Genomic DNA, 16,804 nt, shown 5'->3' with positions numbered 1-16,804 from the left:
GCCTGAAAAAGACGATCCGCAAATAGCGGACGTCTTTTTCAGGTTATCCTTTATTTTTTACTTCGGCATATCGGCGTAAGCCTTGTCGATCTTCTTGATGGCATCAGCAATCGCCGTATCGACGTTGCGTTTACCAATCGTTACGTCTTCAATCATCTTGTTGACGGCATCCGACATCTGCGGGAAGATCGGCGTAATCGGACGCGAGCGGCCGTATTTCTGGTTCTGGATGACAAAGACGTTCTTCGGATATTCGTTCAGCTCCGGGAACTGCTTCGCGACGGAGTAGCGAACCGGAATATCTTTCGTCACGCTGCTGTACAGCTTGGAGCCTTCCGCTCCAGTCACGTAGTTCACGAACTTCCAGGCTGCGTCCGCGTTCTTACTCTGGGAAGAGATGGCGAGGGACCAAGAGCCGTTGGCCACCGCTTGCTTCGTTTCTTTAGGCAGCGGCGCGACGTCCCAATCCTCACCGAGCTTGAAATTCGGGAACTTCTCGGCCAAGAAGGACAACGACCAGGAGCCGTCGACCGTCATCGCAAGCTTGCCTGTAGGGAACGGATCCGGCGGGTATTCCAGCGACGATACTTTGTCCTTATTATACAGATCCGCGAAGAACTGTACCGCCTTCTTGGTCTCCGGCATATCCAGGTAGCCCTTAGATGTCATACCATCCTTGTCCATGATCTCCCCACCGAACTGCCAGATGATCGGGTACTTGAAGTAAGCGGCCGCTCCCGCGTTCCCAAAGCCTTGGGCCGGATCGATGCCGTAAATGCCCTTTTTCGCGTCGGTCAGCTTGATAGCCGCATCGCGCACTTGATCCCATGTCATCGGATCATCCGGGTTTTTGGACGGTAGCGGAATACCTGCTGCCTCGAACATCTTCTTATTGTAGAAAAGAGCAATGGACGATTCGGTAAGCGGCGCCATGTAGATGTTTTCCTTGTACGTATAGGCCCCAATTGTACCCGCCGGAATATCGTCGAGATTGCCGTCCACCTTAAAATAATTCGTCAACGATTGCAATGCTCCTGATTGCGCGTAGGATGCCATGTTCGGGGCATCAATCGCCATAATATCCGGCGGATTGTTCGCTGCGATCGAAGTCCGCAGCTTCGCATCGTAGTCCGAATAAGGAATCGGGCTCATCTCGACCTTGATGTCTGGATTGTTCGCATTGAATGCCTTCACCAATTGATCGTAAGCAGAGTTTTCGGCGTCATTTCCGGAGTTGCGCCAGAAAGTCAGCTTGACCTGTTCGCCGGATGTGGGCTTGTCAGAAGACGATGTGGATGCGCTTTCTGAAGCAGTTCCCGACGGGCTGGCGGTGTTCACATTGTTGTTGGATGAGCAGCCTGCAAGGAAGGCAGTGACGAGCAGCGCGCTTGTGCCGATGGCAGCAAGTTTTGACTTTTTCAAGGATGATGCCCCTCTCTTTATTGTGGTTGTTTGCAGTAACATTGTATCATCCAAGAGAGCGCTTAATAATTCAATATTCTCGGTTCCTGAGTTGCAAAATATTCAGAAGGTTCAAGAGGCAGACGATGAAGCTTGATACGCAGGACGCCAATAAGACAAAGGACGTTTGATTGCAATGCGGATAGTGAGTCAGTTCAATTCTAATTCAAACATTGGGGACGCTTCCTAATCGATTTTTTGCCAGCATACTGGACTGCTTCTTCTCGGTCTCATTCTCCCCTATACCTTCGATACCCGGCTTGGAAATACCCATTAGTTAATTGTGATGTCGTAGTTTATTTTGCGTTCTTACGACGATTCTTTTCTGAATGGGGTGAAACGGCTGGCGCTTGCCTCATAGAAAACCTCACAGACTAAACATTTCTCAAATGTTCAGTCTACTGGGGCTGTTCGCAACTACAGAGATAATGCCCTGATGATAACCGTTACAGCCGCCGCACGAGTAGCTTGCTCATAAGGTTTAACCGAGCAGGATACGGTTGGCGTATGCGTCTCTTAATCACAGAGGCAACAATAAATTAGAAGGAGAGAGCAATGCTCAACGTCTTGATTTCATACGGCGACATTGCTTCACGGCGTTATGGCACACCTCTTAACCGTACTAGCTATGATGTCTGTGGTAGGTAATAAACGAGCTATGCGCTCTCAGGTTGGCCAAAAAAACCGCTCGGCTTTTTGACTAGCCAGCGGTAATTTAAGTTGCGAGTCGTTAAAGCGTAGCCTAAGCAGAAATCTTATATTATCCTCCATCTGCCTTGTGACATACGCTATAGATTTACGGAAGCTTTCCAAGCTTGATACACTTCAATAAAATTTGATTCAATTTCCTTTCGCGGCCTGCCAAACTTAACTCCTTCAGATTTAGCCACTGCAATTCTTTCAGCTTGTCGCTCCAGATTCTTTTTACACTCTTGTTCTGCTACATAGGCAAGCAAACTAAGAAATTGACTCTCCAGGACCTTTCCGAAGTTACCCATGGTTCGATACTTTCTAGAATCAAAGAGCAGCTCGTTATCCAAACAAACAATATCCGCTACAATCTCACGAGTAATATATTCCCACTCATCTATGATTCCTTCGTAATCTCGTCCCTATCGATCTAACGAATCGATGTAAACTAAATCACCTTGTCTCAACATAAGACACTTAGCCTGATACTGAGGTCGATTCAAGTCTTTGCCGCTCAATTTATCAGCAGTTGCCTTTCCGGATTTTGCTCCTTAGTAGAAACACGCGCGTAGCCCATCTCCATCATTAATACTCCTCCTTCTCTATAAAGATATCTATGTCTTCTCTCCCTTGTAGGTTTATAACTCATACTCTTTGTCCATTACGTTAATTCAGAAGAGTGTCCCTTATTGTACAAGAAAGGTAAATTGTCTTTTTTCACATATTGAAGTATCTGGATTGAATTATATACCGGTATAGCCTTAGTCACCATCCTATCCTTTCAAAATGCATGCTTTTTGATACACTAAAAAAAGACACTATAAAGCGTTTCAAAAACTGTATATTTGATTTATGGTACGTTTCATTTTCTGGACACACTTTTGATACGGTATAATCATCGAAATCTTGATTAGTAATTGGTCTTCATATACCCAGTCGCCAAATGAAGAGAAGGATAAAGCGCGGTAACGTGTATGCCATACTATTATCGAGAGGTAAACTCGCTTTTGGCAGAAGGTTCAAGATTGGACCTATTGCAATATATAAACATATTGGGTAGAACTTATTGGCAGAGCTGGTCGTGGCCCGCGGAATTTCGGAAAGTTGTAACACTATCCATAGAAATCTTGATTATGAGTCAAGAATGTTTTTGCAGCAGCGGAAAAGACCTGATGTTTTTTCCAAACCATATTCAATCCGGACTCTACTCTTGGCTCGAGAGGTCTGAAACAAAGGTTGCTATCAAACGACGTATTTACGATCTTATCTAGTGTTAGAGCATAACCGATGCCTTCTTCAACCATAATTGAGGCATTATAGGCCAGGTTGTAAGTGGCTATGATATTTAGTTTATCGAAATCGTCACCAAACCAATCCGCAAAATCATTCTTTGAAAATGTTTGCTTTAGCGCCTGTCTAGAGCAAATGAGCGGAACTTGTAGTAAGTCAGCGGGTTGAATTACATCCTTGCAAGCTAGTGGACTATCTTTTCTCATCACAACGCCCCAAACGTCTTTGGCGGGCAAATTCAAATAATTGTATTTCGAAACATCAGCCGGTTGAATGAGTATTCCAAAGTCAAGCAGTCCCCTATTGATCCGCTCCGTTACGTCATCTTCATTCCCGCTGTAGAGATGATACCGTATATGCGGATATTTTGAATGCAATTTCTTTACTACTCGAGCAATTTGTTTCATGGCTTCTGTTTCCCCGCCACCTATATATACATCCCCACTAACAGTTTCCTCCATAGACCGGAACTCAGTCTCTAATTTATCAACCATCTCAATGATTTCTTCAGCTCTTCTTCTCAAAAGCGTTCCTTCTTCTGTGAGGACAATATGGTGGCTACTGCGAATAAATAGTTTTTTTCCTAACGTTTGTTCAAGATCCTTTAATTGTCTGGACAAGGTTGGCTGTGTTAGATGTAAAAAGTCTGCAGCTGCCGTAATGCTCCCTTCTCTAGCGACAGTAAGGAAATAACGTAATACTCTTACCTCCATCGACATATCTCCTTTTTTGTTTCCATACTACATGTTCAAGAAATGCTTTTCAAGCATATCAAGTTATGAGATATAAGTATTTGTTATGTGATAATAGCACGTCTAAAATAAATACAATCAGCTTTTTTGATCCACATTGTTATAAAGAAATCGGAGGGATTTTAAACATGGTTAGAGAAAAGGTTTGGTTTATCACGGGAACTGGCCGAGGTATGGGCAAAATAATCGCGAAAGCTGCCTTGAATGCAGGACATAAGGTTGTGGCTACAGGACGCAATACAGACGCGGTGGCTAAAGCGATCGGTGATTCTGAGAATGCCTTGGTCGTTAAATTGGATGTTACCCGTCCTGATGATGCTCAGTCGGCAGTTAAGGCTGCAATTGATCGCTTCGGCACTATCGATGTGCTTGTTAGTAATGCCGCGCAATTTTATGGAGGTTTCTTTGAAGAACTGACCCCCGTCCAAATCGATGAGCAATTACACGTGTCATTGATAGGGCCTATGAACGTTACCCGTGCGGTGTTGCCTGTCATGCGCAAGCAGCGTAACGGTCATATCGTCTCGATTTCTTCCGGTGCAGGCATTTCCGGCTTTGAGTTTAACTCAGCCTACAGTGCATCGAAATTCGCGCTTGAGGGCTGGATGGAGTCCCTCTCACCTGAAATAGCTCCTTTCGGCATTCATACGACGATTGTCAATCCGGGCTTTTTCCGTACGGAATTTCTGACAGAGTCCTCGTCGACTTACGCCAAAAACTTACTCGAAGATTACGAGGATCGCAGAGCAAGCTTCCTGTCATTTTTCAAAGAACAAAATGGGCAACAATCTGGTGATCCAACCAAGCTCGCGAATGCGATTCTCAAGATTGTAAGTGAGATTGATCCACCGAAACGCTTTATCGGAGGCGCTGACGCGATGGGTATTGCTGAGCAGAAGATTGTCGATCTTCAAGCTCAAGTTAATGCCTACCGAGAGCTTTCGTCAGCTATGGCGTATGAGGATTAATCGCAACCATTTAGTTGTCTATGTATTAACTTTTGGGGTATTTGGTATTTTAAATACTGAAATGGGCGTTATCGGAATTTTGCCTTTAATCTCTGACCACTTCCAGGTCAGCATCTCCGCTGCGGGGCTGATCGTTAGCCTCTTTGCGCTTGCGGTTGCCATCTCTGGTCCCATTTTGCCCTCATTGTTCTCGGGGATAAATCGTAAAAAAATCATGCTACTTGCACTTGGCATTTTTATTGTGGGCAATTTCGTTTCCGCTATTACATCAGACTTTACCGTGTTATTGATTGCACGTGTCGTACCCGCTTTTTTTCACCCGATTTATTGTTCCATGGCCTTTACGGTCGCAGCCGCTACCGTTAACAAAGAAGAAGCATCAAAGGCAGTAGCGAAAGTCTTCATTGGCGTTTCTGCGGGCATGGTAATTGGGGTACCGGTAGCCAGCATAATCGCAAGCGCAACATCGCTTGCTTATGCGATGTTGTTCTTTGCGGTGGTAAATATAGCCGCCTTCATCGCAACGCTTTTATTCGTTCCGTCTATGCCTGTAGCGAATCAGCCTTCTTATGGCGTTCAATTGCGAGTCTTAAGAAGATCAGCAGTTTGGTTGTCCATTGCCGCGGTTATCTTCATGAACGGAGCCTTGTTCGGAGTGTACAGTTATCTTGCGGAATACTTGGAAATCGTGACCCAATTGACTTGGAACACCATTAGTTTGATGTTATTCCTTTACGGTGCGGCTAATATGATTGGAAACATAATCGCAGGGAGACTGCTTACTCATCATGCATTAAGTACAATAAAGCGATATCCGTTTGTATTAGGTGGCGTCTACATCCTCATGTTATTCCTCGGCCAGTTCAGCGTACCCATGGTCTGTATGATTCTGATCTGGGGAGTATTGGGAGGGATTGGCGGCAATATTACTCAATATTGGATTGTCACTTCAGCGCCGGATGCGCCTGAATTCGCAAACGGAATCTTCCTGACATCTGCTAACTTGGGCACAACAATAGGCGCAAGCGTATGTGGGCTTTTCATAACGGGAATGGGGGCGCCATACGTCTTACTTGGAGGGATCTTGTTCGTTGTATTAAGCATTGCGTCCATTTATCCAAAAATTTCAATAGAGGGTCGATTGGAGGTTGCTCATGATGATAGATAAGCAGGTAGCTCTGGTCACAGGAGCGAATCGTGGCATCGGATATGAACTCGTCAAACAATTAGCTTGCATGGGTTTCAAGGTCATATTAGCAAGCAGAGATACAAACAAGGGCACTGCAGTTGCGCAACAGCTTGCCGAATCGGGATTTGATGTCTCCTTTATTTTAATTGATGTAACGGATCAAGAAAGCATTCGTCAAGCTGCAATGACTATCACAGAGACCGTTGGGCGATTAGATATACTAATTAATAATGCTGGTATTTATCTTGACGGGGATAACAACTTATTATCGATGGATCCAACGATTCTCGAGAACACAATGACAACGAATTTATACGGTGTTTATCATGTCATGCGTTCGTTTGTACCACTTATGGAAGAGCGAGGATATGGAACAATAATAAATGTCTCCTCGGAATATGGAACCATGAGTGCCATGTCATCTGAAGGTGCTGGTGCATACAAGATCTCCAAACTTGCCATGAATGCATTGACCCAATTGGCAGCAGCCGAAGTCAAAGGACATATAAAAATTTATGCAGCCGATCCAGGGTGGGTCAGCTCGGATATGGGAGGTTCGTCCGCTCCAAGAACTCCAAAACATGCTGCCGAGTTGATCCTCGGGTTGATAAAATTGGGGGCGGAACGACCACGCTGTGGGTTCTTCAGAGATGGTAAACTAATCAATTGGTGATGTAAGTAAGTCTGGGCGTTTGCTAATATGGAGGAGTAACAATGTGGAAGATTTGATTGAATTAGTGTTTTTCTTGTTATGAAAACAGAATTGAAGTCTAAAATCAATAAATCGTTGAACTAACGGGAAACCATAGTTCAATAATACACAGAAGCAGCCAATCATAATGATCGGCTGCTTCTTTTTATTAGTTGAGGGAAATGATAATGCTGATAACCTAACATGTACTACTTTTATTACCCTTAGATAACAATGTAGATACTGTTTATACAAAAAATTAATGCAGCACAGAACAGACTGCATTACTCAAGTACATTAAAATCTGAAGGAATCCATCAATCGTTTACCGATTTCATAAGCAACTCAGCTCGTTACAGCATTGCCTGCCATTTTATATAATTGGGAATCGCTTATCCCATATCCTTTGAGTGTATAAAACCAATCGTCCGGAAAAGACTGCAGTCGAAAACATTCAAGAGGTGTCAGTTTGCGAATACGATAACCATCATAGATTCCATGTTTGTCCTGTGCTGTTAGCGTAAAAGATGGTTCTCCTGGCTCCTTAAATCTACGTCCGTTCTGCCTTTTCTCTTCGCGGTCAGGTGTTAATACAGCCATGGGTTCCATGACCCCTGTTCGAGCTTGATTGGCTCCTAATCCTTTGAAATAACTTGCATCTAAACAAGCTGCTTCTCCTGCTTCGTTGACACCTGTCTTTTGTGATACATTAACTAAAATTTTGTTACCTTCACCCTTATTCGTTGTAAGTGTCGGCGCTAGTCCGTTTGCTGCAATTACTTGGCCATTCATACCTCTTCTGCTTGGATTTACATTTCCAGCGATCATGACCCTAGAAGCTATTGTTTTAGAGTCTTTAGCAGGCTTGTTGTTTTCTCCTCTGAAAGGAAATATTTTTCGTCCACTTGATCCTCTAAGACTTGCGACACTGAAGACTCGTTCTCTGTTTTGTGGCACATAGGCCGAGCTGTTAAGCACATACCACTCCCCCACGTACCCCAACTCATCCAACGTTCCGATGATAGTCTCGAACGTTCTCCCTTTGTCATGACTGAGGAGTCCTGTGACATTTTCAAGGAGTATAAATTCAAGTTTGAGAATAGATGCGAACCTGATGATCTCAAAGAATACTGTCCCTCTAATAGCGTCGTTAAATCCTTCACGCTTTCCAGCAATGGAGAAAGCCTGGCAAGGAAATCCCGCAACCATCATAAGCACTCCACATCCTTTCGTTTGGATCATGTAAGATTTTAAAACTCTCGTGAGTAGGTTGTTTTTTGGGAGATCCGCACGTTAGGCAGATTGTGTAATACTTTTTTTAGGATGAGCTTCATGCTGCGTGAATGTTTGGCATGTTTCGCATTTTGTATCACATTCCGCATATCCCACACATTTCATTCCAGCCTCCATAAGTCCAAATCCCATTCTAATGCCGGTATCTGATGTTCTCTCGTTAAGAACAAAACGTTGATACGCCCAAAAGGGTTGAACGACCTCGTACGTCCTTCGGTTTACTTCATTCCATCTAAGTCGGTTTGCTTCCAACTCTTCTGTGTACACCACTGCTTATAAACGTATAACTGAAATTCCGCTTAGTCCCGATGGACTTGTGTGATCAATCAAATTGTAGGGTTAGCGGATGTGTTACTCTGGCAAAAGAAAGAGCGATAATAAATAGCCGGTCCACCACACTCTTCTTGCTGTTAGCTTAACATCAGCAGGCAAAAGCAAAAAACCTCCCCGCAGTACCCTGCAGAGAGGTTCCATCTAATAAAATATTTTCTCATCCCGCTTTTCCTTAAGTATCTCGACCGCTTCACGGAACCGCAGCGAATGTATAATCTCCCTCTCCCGCAGAAACTTCAAGCTGTCCTGCAGATCGACGTCGTCCGTCAAATCAATGAGCCACTGATACGTCGCCCTAGCCTTCTCCTCCGCCGCTATATCCTCATACAGATCAGCAATCGGATCGCCTTTCGCTTGAATGTAGGTAGCCGTAAACGGTACGCCGCCTGCATTCTCATAAAACAAAGCGCTGTCATGAGCCACATAATGTGCACCAAGTCCCGCCGCTTTCAATTGATCCGGCGTTGCATCCTTTGTTAATTTATAGATCATTGTAGCAATCATTTCTAAGTGCGCAAATTCCTCAGTGCCTATATCTGTTAGCAATCCAATGACTTTATCCGGAATCGTGTACCTCTGGTTTAAATACCGAAGCGCTGCTGCAAGCTCACCATCAGCACCGCCATATTGCTCCATTAGAAACTTAGCCATCATTGGATCGCATTTGCTTACGCGAACGGGATATTGCAGTTTTTTCTCATAAACCCACATGTACGGTGCCTCCTCTAGATTTCCTACTAGCCCTATCCACTATTTATACCTGCCAAGGCCATGGTGTATCATTCCATGACCAAGGGTTGGTAGAGAAGCTTTGGCCAAAATGCTTTAAAGGCCCGTACTTCGATTCATACTGCTGTACGATAGGCAATCTTAGCTGTGCGAACTGATTGTATTGATGTATGGCATTGGAATCTGTAGGATGAGTATCCAAATATAAATTCAGCTCCACGAGTACAAAATCTACCGCCTGCAAATCATGCAGCAGCTTGTAATACTCTTCATCAAGTATGATCGCCACCGTCAATCACCTTCTTCCTGTCTGTCGTTTTTCGGATCATATGGGCTATACAACATAGGCCAAAGAGTACCATATCTCAATGCTTCATGAGGTGAAAACTGAGGTAAATTGGGCGGTTGAAAGGTAATAAATAATTGAGGCGGCGTGCTGAAGCTTTTTACTTTTATAGTCGGGCAGGGATCTAAAGGGCTAATAAACGGCTTATAATAACGCACCTGATTATTCACGCAGATGTCTCCTCTCGGTATGCTCTTCAAAAAAGTATATGTATAAGGACTTGGTCATCATGACTAACCATTCATTGAATGACGCTGTACCGGTACAGTCTGTGCATTTCTACATTGTTCTCTAGCTCTTTCTCGTTTAGGATGTGATAAAGGCAATAAAATAAAGAAGCTCAAAACGATGTTTGAGCCATAGAGGTGAATCGTTATGGAACCGTTGACGAGAGAAGAAATAAAAGCTTATTTAAGCAGACTTGGCATCTCAGAAATTCAGGAGCCAACCAAGGCATTTCTATTTGAGCTTCATAGAGCCCATGTAAGAGTTTTTTCTTGGCAAACCATTGATGTTTTTGCAGGTAAGCCCGCAGGGATTCACATCAATCAATCCGTCCCGCTCCTTATCCATGGCAGAAGCGGATATTGTTTTCATTTAAATGGCGCATTTAGCCAGCTTCTGCGTTCATTAGGCTACAAGGTTTCATTCCACAGGGCAGGCGTACAGCCACTAGGTGCCGAGCCTCGTATCAACTCGTTTCACCTTGGACTAACCGCTCACTTGTTGAACGAAAACAAAGAAGAAGAAAAATGGATTATTGATGTTGGATTAGGCGATATGCCTTTTGAGCCGCTGCCTCTTCTTGCTGGAACGTATAACCAAAACCCTTTTATTTATAAAGTAACAGAATCTCTTGTTGTTCCAAATGGATGGCGCTTAGAGCATGATCCATCTGCGTCATTTGTTGGCGTGGATTATGATTCTACCGTTTTGGCGGATATGACAGAGTTTGAGCCTAAGCATGAGCATTACAGCCGCTCCGCAGAATCTCCATGGATCAATATGTTTTTAATTAGAAATAGACATGCTGGCGGAAGCAATGAAATCCGAGGCTGCATTTGGAATGAACGAGGAACTGACGGTGTGAGGCAGACGGAATTAGTGAGTCAATCCCAGTGGCTCGAGGTGTTGGGCGAGGTTTTTGAAGAAAAACTCGTCAACTACAGCCGTCAAGAGCGGGATGAACTATGGAAAAGAATTCAGCTTGCTCATGAACAATGGAAAGTAGCAAAAGCCTCATCATCATAACAAAAAAAGGCTTTTACTAACTCCTTATAGATGTCCTAATCAAATAAACCTCAGAGAAATCTGAGGTTCATTTGACTATAAGTGGTATAAGAACTCCAACCTCTAAGCTTCCGCCGTACCGAATCTTTTGGCATTTCTTGCGCGGGCACGCTCGATTTCGACCTCTCGATCACGCGGCTCAGCTTGGGTAACTAGCGTGTCGAGCAATTTCTGAGCAGCCGCAGCCACCTCTTGGATCGCAACATTGAATGCTTCTTCATTGGCTTTCGATGGTGACTGATATCCCGATAGCTTCCGAACAAACTGGAGCGAAGCGGCAGCTACTTCCTCTTCTGTTGCCGGTGGATCGAAGTTAAATAACGTTTTAATATTTCGGCACATCATGCTCTTCCTTTCAGCATTTTATTTTGCCTGAAAGCTCTAGTTCCATGCAAATACAAGCCTTTTAACTTCGATAATAGCTTTTCTATAGAAACTTTTCAAGGGATAACAACTACCAAGCATTTGTCATAACTATCGGTTTTATCTCCCCGTCAGCAATAATCATTTTATCAATACAAAGCATACGATTCCCCGCTTCAGGGTCACCAATAATACGGCGATGATAAACAATGAGCCATTCATTACTCTCTGGCAAATGGAGGAACCCATGATGTCCTGGCCCTTCCGCAATAGGCTCTTGTCGCTCAAGCACGATGCCCTTATTCTCGAATGGACCCAAAGGATTCTCACTCACGCCATACGCAACGCAATAAGAGCCGTTCACCCAGTCACCTTGCGACCACATGAGGTAATACAGTCCATCCTTCTTTATCATACAAGGTCCTTCAACATAACCATCAGGCGTAATGGAGAGAAAGGTTTCACCATTTTCAAGTGGAATGAACCCCGTCATATCATCATTCATTTTCGCTACGTTGCAATGACGCCAGCCGCCATAATATAAATAGATCGTTCCATCATCATCCTTGAACAAATGAGCATCAATCGGCTGAGCGGAATGAATGAATCGATCAATGAGCGGTTTTCCCAGATATCCTCTGAATGGTCCTTCAGGACGGTCAGATACGGCTATCTCCAAACCGCCGATCTCATCGTTGCTTTGAATATCGTTTGTTGCAAAAACCAAATAATATTTTCCTCGTTTCCGGGTAATCGTAGGTGCCCAAACCGCTCTCCACATCCATGGAAAGTCTGACATTTCAATAATGCTCTCATGCTTCTCCCAATGGATCAGGTCGCTTGAGCTGAACGCATCCAAATTCAATTGCTTCGTATATTCCGTAATGGACCTGGTAGCATAAATCCAATGCTTGCCTTCATACGTTCTCGCTTCAGGATCAGCATACCAGCCTGGGACTATCGGATTATTAATACCTTTCATCGAAAAACAGCTCCTTGTTCGTGTTGTAGTACCGATATTGTAAAATATTGCAGACCCTATGTCTCTATCATAAATTCAACTTTCTTATCCACTTTTATGACATTAATCAATTTCATCATTTTAATAGCCGATTAGCTAAAAAGAAAAAAGGGGTCGTCCCAGCAGTAGTAAAACTACTAACGGAACAACCCTTCCTATTCTTATAAATACGTTGCTTTGGTTATGGCGCAACAACACGCAGCACGGAAATCTCATACTTCGATTCACCGACTGTGATAATGCTTTTCTCCGGTATATCAACCTGCTTACCGAGGTTAACTACAACCCGGTTCGTATAGTCTGCTTCATTTATTGCAGTATTGCTCGGTTGCTCCGTCTGAGAATCGGTAGCTGTCGGCAGTGAATCAGTCTCAGCCGGTGTTGGCGTTGGCGTCGGCTTATCGGATTCTTTGGCAGTCGAATCCGTTGTTTCCGTCGGCTGTGATGAGCTTTCAACTTGATTTCCGTCAGTGCTGCTACTCCCAGTATCCGATTTGCAATCAGAAGTAACTTCTAGTGTCGTGTACGAAACTGCTTCAGCACCCGGCGTTTCTACCGTCAATGAGCTAGGCTTAAACAGTCCGCAAGCTGCTGCTTCCTTAAATGCGAAGACGAGGGTGGTCGCAGCCTTCTTGCCCACTGATGCAGCATTTTGCTCCACGTATACGATTGTATCCGGCTGGGTTATGCTCGGTTCAGGAGTCGTTTCAGGCAAAACAGCACCACCAGGCTTCACATCATCCTTGCCGCCGAAGGCAAACATAATGCCGGCTACGATTAGTACAATACCTATAGCCGATAACGATGTTATAAACGTCGATTTACGATTCCTGCGAAAAAATTTAGTCAGCGGTGAGGATAGCTCGCGCTCCGCCTGTTTATATACACCTTTAAGAATAGGGCCTGCTTTGTCAAAATGCTGCTTCCAATTGGCTCGTTTCTTAAATGCATCCCGGTCATGTTTTGTGAAATAGCTGACTACTGCAGTTACATAGGCAGGGACAAAACCTCTCGAGCGCATGAAACTAGGATGTTTTTCTGCCCATCGGAAAAACAGATATACCGTATCTTTTTGAGACGCGTTTTGCTGCAAATAGTTGAGGAGCGTGGCATAATCCACTGATTCCATATCCGAGCTGCGAAGAAACAATAGCACGAGACGGGGAAACTCAGCTAACTCCAGCTGATTGGCAAGCAATCGGCGACCAACGAGCTGCACCCGGTCGATCTCTGCTGGGGATAGATTTTCGAATAAATCTACCGTTGGCTCCGGGAATGCGAAGCATTCGTAAAGCGCCTGCAGCTCAAGCGCTGCTGATTTCTGCCTCGGATCGCTCAGCTGTCCATTCCATTTTTTCAGCTGATCCTTCGATTTGAGAAACTCGCCCAGCATGAGCTGATCCTTCGTCAATCTTTCCATATCAAGTTCAATTAACATTGCTCGATAAGCCGCAAGCTCGAGCTCCGTATAAAACTCTACCGCATCATGAGACGGCAGCTGTTTTCGCACGCCAAACTTGCCTTCACTTGCTAAGCTGCGCAATTGTTCAAGCGCTTTGCTCGTCGCTGGCAGCGAGTGGCGCTCCCGTTTCAGCTTCTCGATGAGCTGCTGACGGACCAGCACAAAAAAGTCTTCATCACCGTACAGCTTAGGATGAGCATTGCCCCACTGCTCAATGAGCTGTAGAACACTTTTGGCTCCTGCAGCTGCTTTAAGCTTTTGCTCAAGGAATGGAATAAATAAGTTTGCACTTAGCTTCGCATCTACTAAGACTCTTGTGAAAAAAGCTATACTAAAGTCAGGATTACTTTCAACTGCCGCATAGAAGGAAGCCGCTGCGTCTTGCTCACTCTGCTTTCTTGCATTTAACAATGCTAAAAGGAAAAAGGAAACCAGCTTATTTTCGATATTTTTGCCTTCAATTTGATAGTATTGTGTAAACACATCTACAATGAAGGTTTCCGGCACTACTCCTTGCCTAGCACGGTCAAACTCATAATCAAATCGAGACAGAAATAAATCATTCAAGCGCATCTTGGCATCCAATGCGCCGGATGGCTGCAAATAATCCATCAAGCTCCGCATTACCGCGCTTTTATGCGATTCATATAACTTTTCGTTGCCTTCCTCGATTTGGTAAACGACGCATAGCTCATGATAACTGGCTGCTGCGAGTTCGCGCTCCTCCCCCATATCTGCCAGCATCAGCTCAGCGAATTGAAAGAAGCTATCCGTACGGTCAGGACGATCCAAGTTATCCCATGCAAAATCCAAAAAAGGCTGATCTATACTGTCCAGATCAACATTCATCATTCGGTCGTTGCCGAAATCAAACGTAAAATCCTTCTCGATGCTGCGATCCCCATTGCGGAGGCTTCCTTGCTCTACGAACGTAAGATGAACCGATTTGCGGCTTACCGGCTCTTTCGCATAGGTAATGAAACCAAGCTGCTTGCGGAAGGCGTAGGGTAAACTCGCATATAGCACACCAAGCAGCTGTTTTGCCTTGTCTGGCAGCTGTTTGATTGGAACATCAAGCGAAACATAGATCTTTTTCTTACCCCCGACTGCTGCCATTACCGCATAGAGCAGCTGTTTAAACGATTTTTCTGAAATGTTCAGCAACGAAAGGATGGAACGAGCAGACGGCTTAATCGCTGCTGCACTCTGAATCGGAAGCTCTAGCAGCTCTGCTATTTCCGTACCGCTGTCAATATTATATTGATCTGCGAAAGCGGCTTGCAGCCAGTTCATATAATCACTTGCAGGCTTACTGCTATGACCGCTTGGAATAATAAAGTTATGTGTAAAAAAAGCGCTGCGCAGACCCGTGAAGTCGGCTGCCTGATAAACACTTCTGCCAAGCAGCAAATCGCCATTATCCAAATGAAGCAAGTGCATCGTCTCTGGATACGCGGATCCGTCCTTCTCACCGCGGGTAGCCAGCTCAGTCGGGGCATCATAAACACAAAACGGATGAAGCACTTTTTTTACAAATGATGCTTCCAAACCGCTTGATTTGGCGATCGTGTCATAACCTTCCGTGGATCTGAAAATGCCGCGTCTTTCCCGTGCATACATCTGCTGCTGAATCATCCTGCTGGGCGTAGAATCGCGCACTATTCTCTTCTCCCCTCAATGAAGTTCAGCTTATAAAGCAGCCAAATGAAGGGCTCGTCTACCCGAATGGGACTGACGACGGTTTGCAGCTTCTGATCGACGGGATTGCTGCCGAGTGCGGAAACCGCATAATAAGCCGTATCCTTAAAATAAACATCCATCGTACCTTTAAAGGGACGATCGACCTTCTCGATGAAACGGCGGATTTCTCCATCAATATTTTCAAACTCGGTCAGGTTGAAATAATTGCGATGCACCATGTTGTTGAAAATATTGCTGTTCGATTTAATATATTCTCCATCTTCATCCTTTAGCGAATGAAGCATATCGCTCTTCGTTAAAACGACGGCAGTCGGAATATCCGTTTTGTTGTTTTCCTGATAAGCAATAAAGTCGCCAAACATCGTCAGAACAACGTCGCGCGGCTCGTCGTATTGGGAAACCCATTCACCGGGCTTATCGCCCAGATTCATTCTAATTTTCTCGCGAATGGAGCGAATTTGAAGCGGATCTACCATCAGCAAAATGCCTGCTGAATTTTTGATATGCTGACCATGCAAACCAAGATAATCCTGCTCTACCATACCCTCGCCAGCGACATCAAAAAATACGAGAGTAAGCGGTGGCTTCGATTCATCTTTAAAAACAAATTGAAAAATAAAAGGCTCCTGCATCTTTTCCTTTTGGGTAGACGCAAGCAGATCGCCGCGCTCAAACAGCGGCTCCTCGTAATAGGTTCGGAATTTCCGGCTAATTTCAGCGTTAAGCGGCATGCAGGCTGCATTAAAATGATCCGCTGTAGTGTTCTGCAGCGTATGTATCAACGCGGTCATATACACCGACTTGCCTACCTGTGAAGCGCCAATGATTGAAATAATATTGCTCGGCACCTTGCCTGCCGTTACTGGAATTTCGTTGTGGCATTTTGGGCAAAGTCTTCTGCGTGTCAACTCGCCATAGCGGTCATTTATTCCAATCAATACATGGTCTGAGTAAATCCGATGCTCTTCAGGCACGTCGTTTGGATAGAGCACCGCTTCCATATCATGTACAGAATCAAGGCCAAAACGCTCACGATACTTATTCAGCTCATCATCTTCTCCAAGCGCATAATCCTCATCATCCTCACGGGAATGTGAAGCGCGGAATACAACCTCATCCGGTGTAAATTTACTAAAACAATAGGGGCAAACAATATCATAAAACAAAGGCCTTTGCTTTGCTTCCGGCTTTTTCTTGAAAAGATCGAAAATACCCATGCGATCTT

15 protein-coding genes are annotated in these 16,804 nt (G+C 44.6%); 4 read left to right on the top strand and 11 right to left on the bottom strand.

Annotated elements, in window-relative coordinates:
- Positions 1–57: 57 nt before the first annotated feature.
- The 3 genes from AC1DOV_RS27950 to AC1DOV_RS27940 all read right to left on the bottom strand — a co-directional run bounded on the left by AC1DOV_RS27950 (position 58) and on the right by AC1DOV_RS27940 (position 4,154).
- Positions 58–1,422: an ABC transporter substrate-binding protein gene (locus tag AC1DOV_RS27950; protein ID WP_477551580.1), complete on the bottom strand. Its 1,365-nt coding sequence runs from the start codon at positions 1,420–1,422 to the stop codon at positions 58–60.
- A gap of 827 nt (positions 1,423–2,249) precedes the next feature.
- Positions 2,250–2,501, bottom strand: coding sequence for a hypothetical protein (locus AC1DOV_RS27945; protein ID WP_477551579.1), 252 nt, complete (start codon positions 2,499–2,501; stop codon positions 2,250–2,252).
- A gap of 762 nt (positions 2,502–3,263) precedes the next feature.
- Positions 3,264–4,154: a LysR family transcriptional regulator gene (locus AC1DOV_RS27940; protein ID WP_477551578.1), complete on the bottom strand. Its 891-nt coding sequence runs from the start codon at positions 4,152–4,154 to the stop codon at positions 3,264–3,266.
- A gap of 167 nt (positions 4,155–4,321) precedes the next feature.
- On the opposite strand from AC1DOV_RS27940, the gene AC1DOV_RS27935 reads away from it, so the two are divergent.
- From AC1DOV_RS27935 to AC1DOV_RS27925, 3 genes are read left to right on the top strand one after another with little or no spacing between them, the layout of a single operon-like run.
- Positions 4,322–5,161: an SDR family NAD(P)-dependent oxidoreductase gene (locus AC1DOV_RS27935; protein ID WP_477551577.1), complete on the top strand. Its 840-nt coding sequence runs from the start codon at positions 4,322–4,324 to the stop codon at positions 5,159–5,161.
- Positions 5,151–6,329 (top strand): MFS transporter, encoded by a 1,179-nt coding sequence (locus AC1DOV_RS27930; RefSeq protein ID WP_477551576.1) that lies wholly within the window; start codon positions 5,151–5,153, stop codon positions 6,327–6,329. The genes AC1DOV_RS27935 and AC1DOV_RS27930 overlap by 11 nt, the downstream gene beginning before the upstream one ends.
- Positions 6,316–7,023, top strand: coding sequence for an SDR family NAD(P)-dependent oxidoreductase (locus tag AC1DOV_RS27925; protein WP_477529000.1), 708 nt, complete (start codon positions 6,316–6,318; stop codon positions 7,021–7,023). Before AC1DOV_RS27930 ends, AC1DOV_RS27925 begins: the two co-directional genes overlap by 14 nt.
- 363 nt (positions 7,024–7,386) lie before the next feature.
- Here AC1DOV_RS27925 and dcm read toward each other — a convergent pair whose 3' ends face one another.
- The 4 genes from dcm to AC1DOV_RS27905 form a co-directional block, all read right to left on the bottom strand.
- Positions 7,387–8,253, bottom strand: coding sequence for a DNA (cytosine-5-)-methyltransferase (gene dcm / locus AC1DOV_RS27920; protein ID WP_477509151.1), 867 nt, complete (start codon positions 8,251–8,253; stop codon positions 7,387–7,389).
- Positions 8,254–8,808: 555 nt separating this feature from the next.
- Complete coding sequence (locus AC1DOV_RS27915) at positions 8,809–9,378, bottom strand: manganese catalase family protein (RefSeq protein ID WP_477551575.1); 570 nt, start codon at positions 9,376–9,378, stop codon at positions 8,809–8,811.
- Between the two features lie 43 nt (positions 9,379–9,421).
- A complete protein-coding gene (locus AC1DOV_RS27910; protein WP_144376813.1) occupies positions 9,422–9,685 on the bottom strand; it encodes a spore coat protein CotJB in 264 nt (87 codons plus the stop codon).
- Positions 9,686–9,687: 2 nt separating this feature from the next.
- Positions 9,688–9,912 carry a spore coat associated protein CotJA gene (locus AC1DOV_RS27905; RefSeq protein WP_477551574.1) on the bottom strand — a complete coding sequence of 75 codons (225 nt, stop codon included), beginning with the start codon at positions 9,910–9,912 and terminating at the stop codon, positions 9,688–9,690.
- Between the two features lie 205 nt (positions 9,913–10,117).
- Between AC1DOV_RS27905 and AC1DOV_RS27900 the strand changes: the two genes are divergently transcribed.
- On the top strand, positions 10,118–10,993 hold the full coding sequence (locus AC1DOV_RS27900; protein WP_477551573.1) for an arylamine N-acetyltransferase family protein: 876 nt from the start codon (positions 10,118–10,120) through the stop codon (positions 10,991–10,993).
- A 102-nt stretch (positions 10,994–11,095) separates the two neighbouring features.
- Here AC1DOV_RS27900 and AC1DOV_RS27895 read toward each other — a convergent pair whose 3' ends face one another.
- The 4 genes from AC1DOV_RS27895 to AC1DOV_RS27880 all read right to left on the bottom strand — a co-directional run bounded on the left by AC1DOV_RS27895 (position 11,096) and on the right by AC1DOV_RS27880 (position 16,796).
- Entirely contained in the window at positions 11,096–11,374 is a 279-nt protein-coding gene (locus AC1DOV_RS27895; RefSeq protein WP_076269556.1) for a DUF2277 domain-containing protein, read from the bottom strand.
- Between the two features lie 112 nt (positions 11,375–11,486).
- Complete coding sequence (locus AC1DOV_RS27890; protein ID WP_477551572.1) at positions 11,487–12,377, bottom strand: glycoside hydrolase family 43 protein; 891 nt, start codon at positions 12,375–12,377, stop codon at positions 11,487–11,489.
- 220 nt (positions 12,378–12,597) lie between these two features.
- Entirely contained in the window at positions 12,598–15,537 is a 2,940-nt protein-coding gene (locus AC1DOV_RS27885) for a GAP1-N2 domain-containing protein (RefSeq protein ID WP_477551571.1), read from the bottom strand.
- Positions 15,537–16,796: a TRAFAC clade GTPase domain-containing protein gene (locus AC1DOV_RS27880; protein ID WP_339208235.1), complete on the bottom strand. Its 1,260-nt coding sequence runs from the start codon at positions 16,794–16,796 to the stop codon at positions 15,537–15,539. The genes AC1DOV_RS27885 and AC1DOV_RS27880 overlap by 1 nt, the downstream gene beginning before the upstream one ends.
- Positions 16,797–16,804: the final 8 nt, after the last annotated feature.

Source organism: Paenibacillus sp. 01T47, from assembly GCF_056398245.1.
Note: the sequence above shows the minus strand (reverse complement) of the source record. Positions and strands in the feature narration are given on the sequence as shown.

What these genes read in the sequence shown, in the direction of transcription:
- AC1DOV_RS27925 (WP_477529000.1), top strand. Translation starts at nt 6,316, where the DNA reads ATGATGATAGATAAGCAGGTAGCTCTGGTCACAGGAGCGAATCGTGGC.
- AC1DOV_RS27930 (WP_477551576.1), top strand. Translation starts at nt 5,151, where the DNA reads ATGAGGATTAATCGCAACCATTTAGTTGTCTATGTATTAACTTTTGGG.
- dcm (WP_477509151.1), bottom strand. Translation starts at nt 8,253, where the DNA reads ATGATGGTTGCGGGATTTCCTTGCCAGGCTTTCTCCATTGCTGGAAAG.
- AC1DOV_RS27900 (WP_477551573.1), top strand. Translation starts at nt 10,118, where the DNA reads ATGGAACCGTTGACGAGAGAAGAAATAAAAGCTTATTTAAGCAGACTT.
- AC1DOV_RS27940 (WP_477551578.1), bottom strand. Translation starts at nt 4,154, where the DNA reads ATGGAGGTAAGAGTATTACGTTATTTCCTTACTGTCGCTAGAGAAGGG.
- AC1DOV_RS27880 (WP_339208235.1), bottom strand. Translation starts at nt 16,796, where the DNA reads ATGGGTATTTTCGATCTTTTCAAGAAAAAGCCGGAAGCAAAGCAAAGG.
- AC1DOV_RS27915 (WP_477551575.1), bottom strand. Translation starts at nt 9,378, where the DNA reads ATGTGGGTTTATGAGAAAAAACTGCAATATCCCGTTCGCGTAAGCAAA.
- AC1DOV_RS27895 (WP_076269556.1), bottom strand. Translation starts at nt 11,374, where the DNA reads ATGTGCCGAAATATTAAAACGTTATTTAACTTCGATCCACCGGCAACA.
- AC1DOV_RS27890 (WP_477551572.1), bottom strand. Translation starts at nt 12,377, where the DNA reads ATGAAAGGTATTAATAATCCGATAGTCCCAGGCTGGTATGCTGATCCT.
- AC1DOV_RS27935 (WP_477551577.1), top strand. Translation starts at nt 4,322, where the DNA reads ATGGTTAGAGAAAAGGTTTGGTTTATCACGGGAACTGGCCGAGGTATG.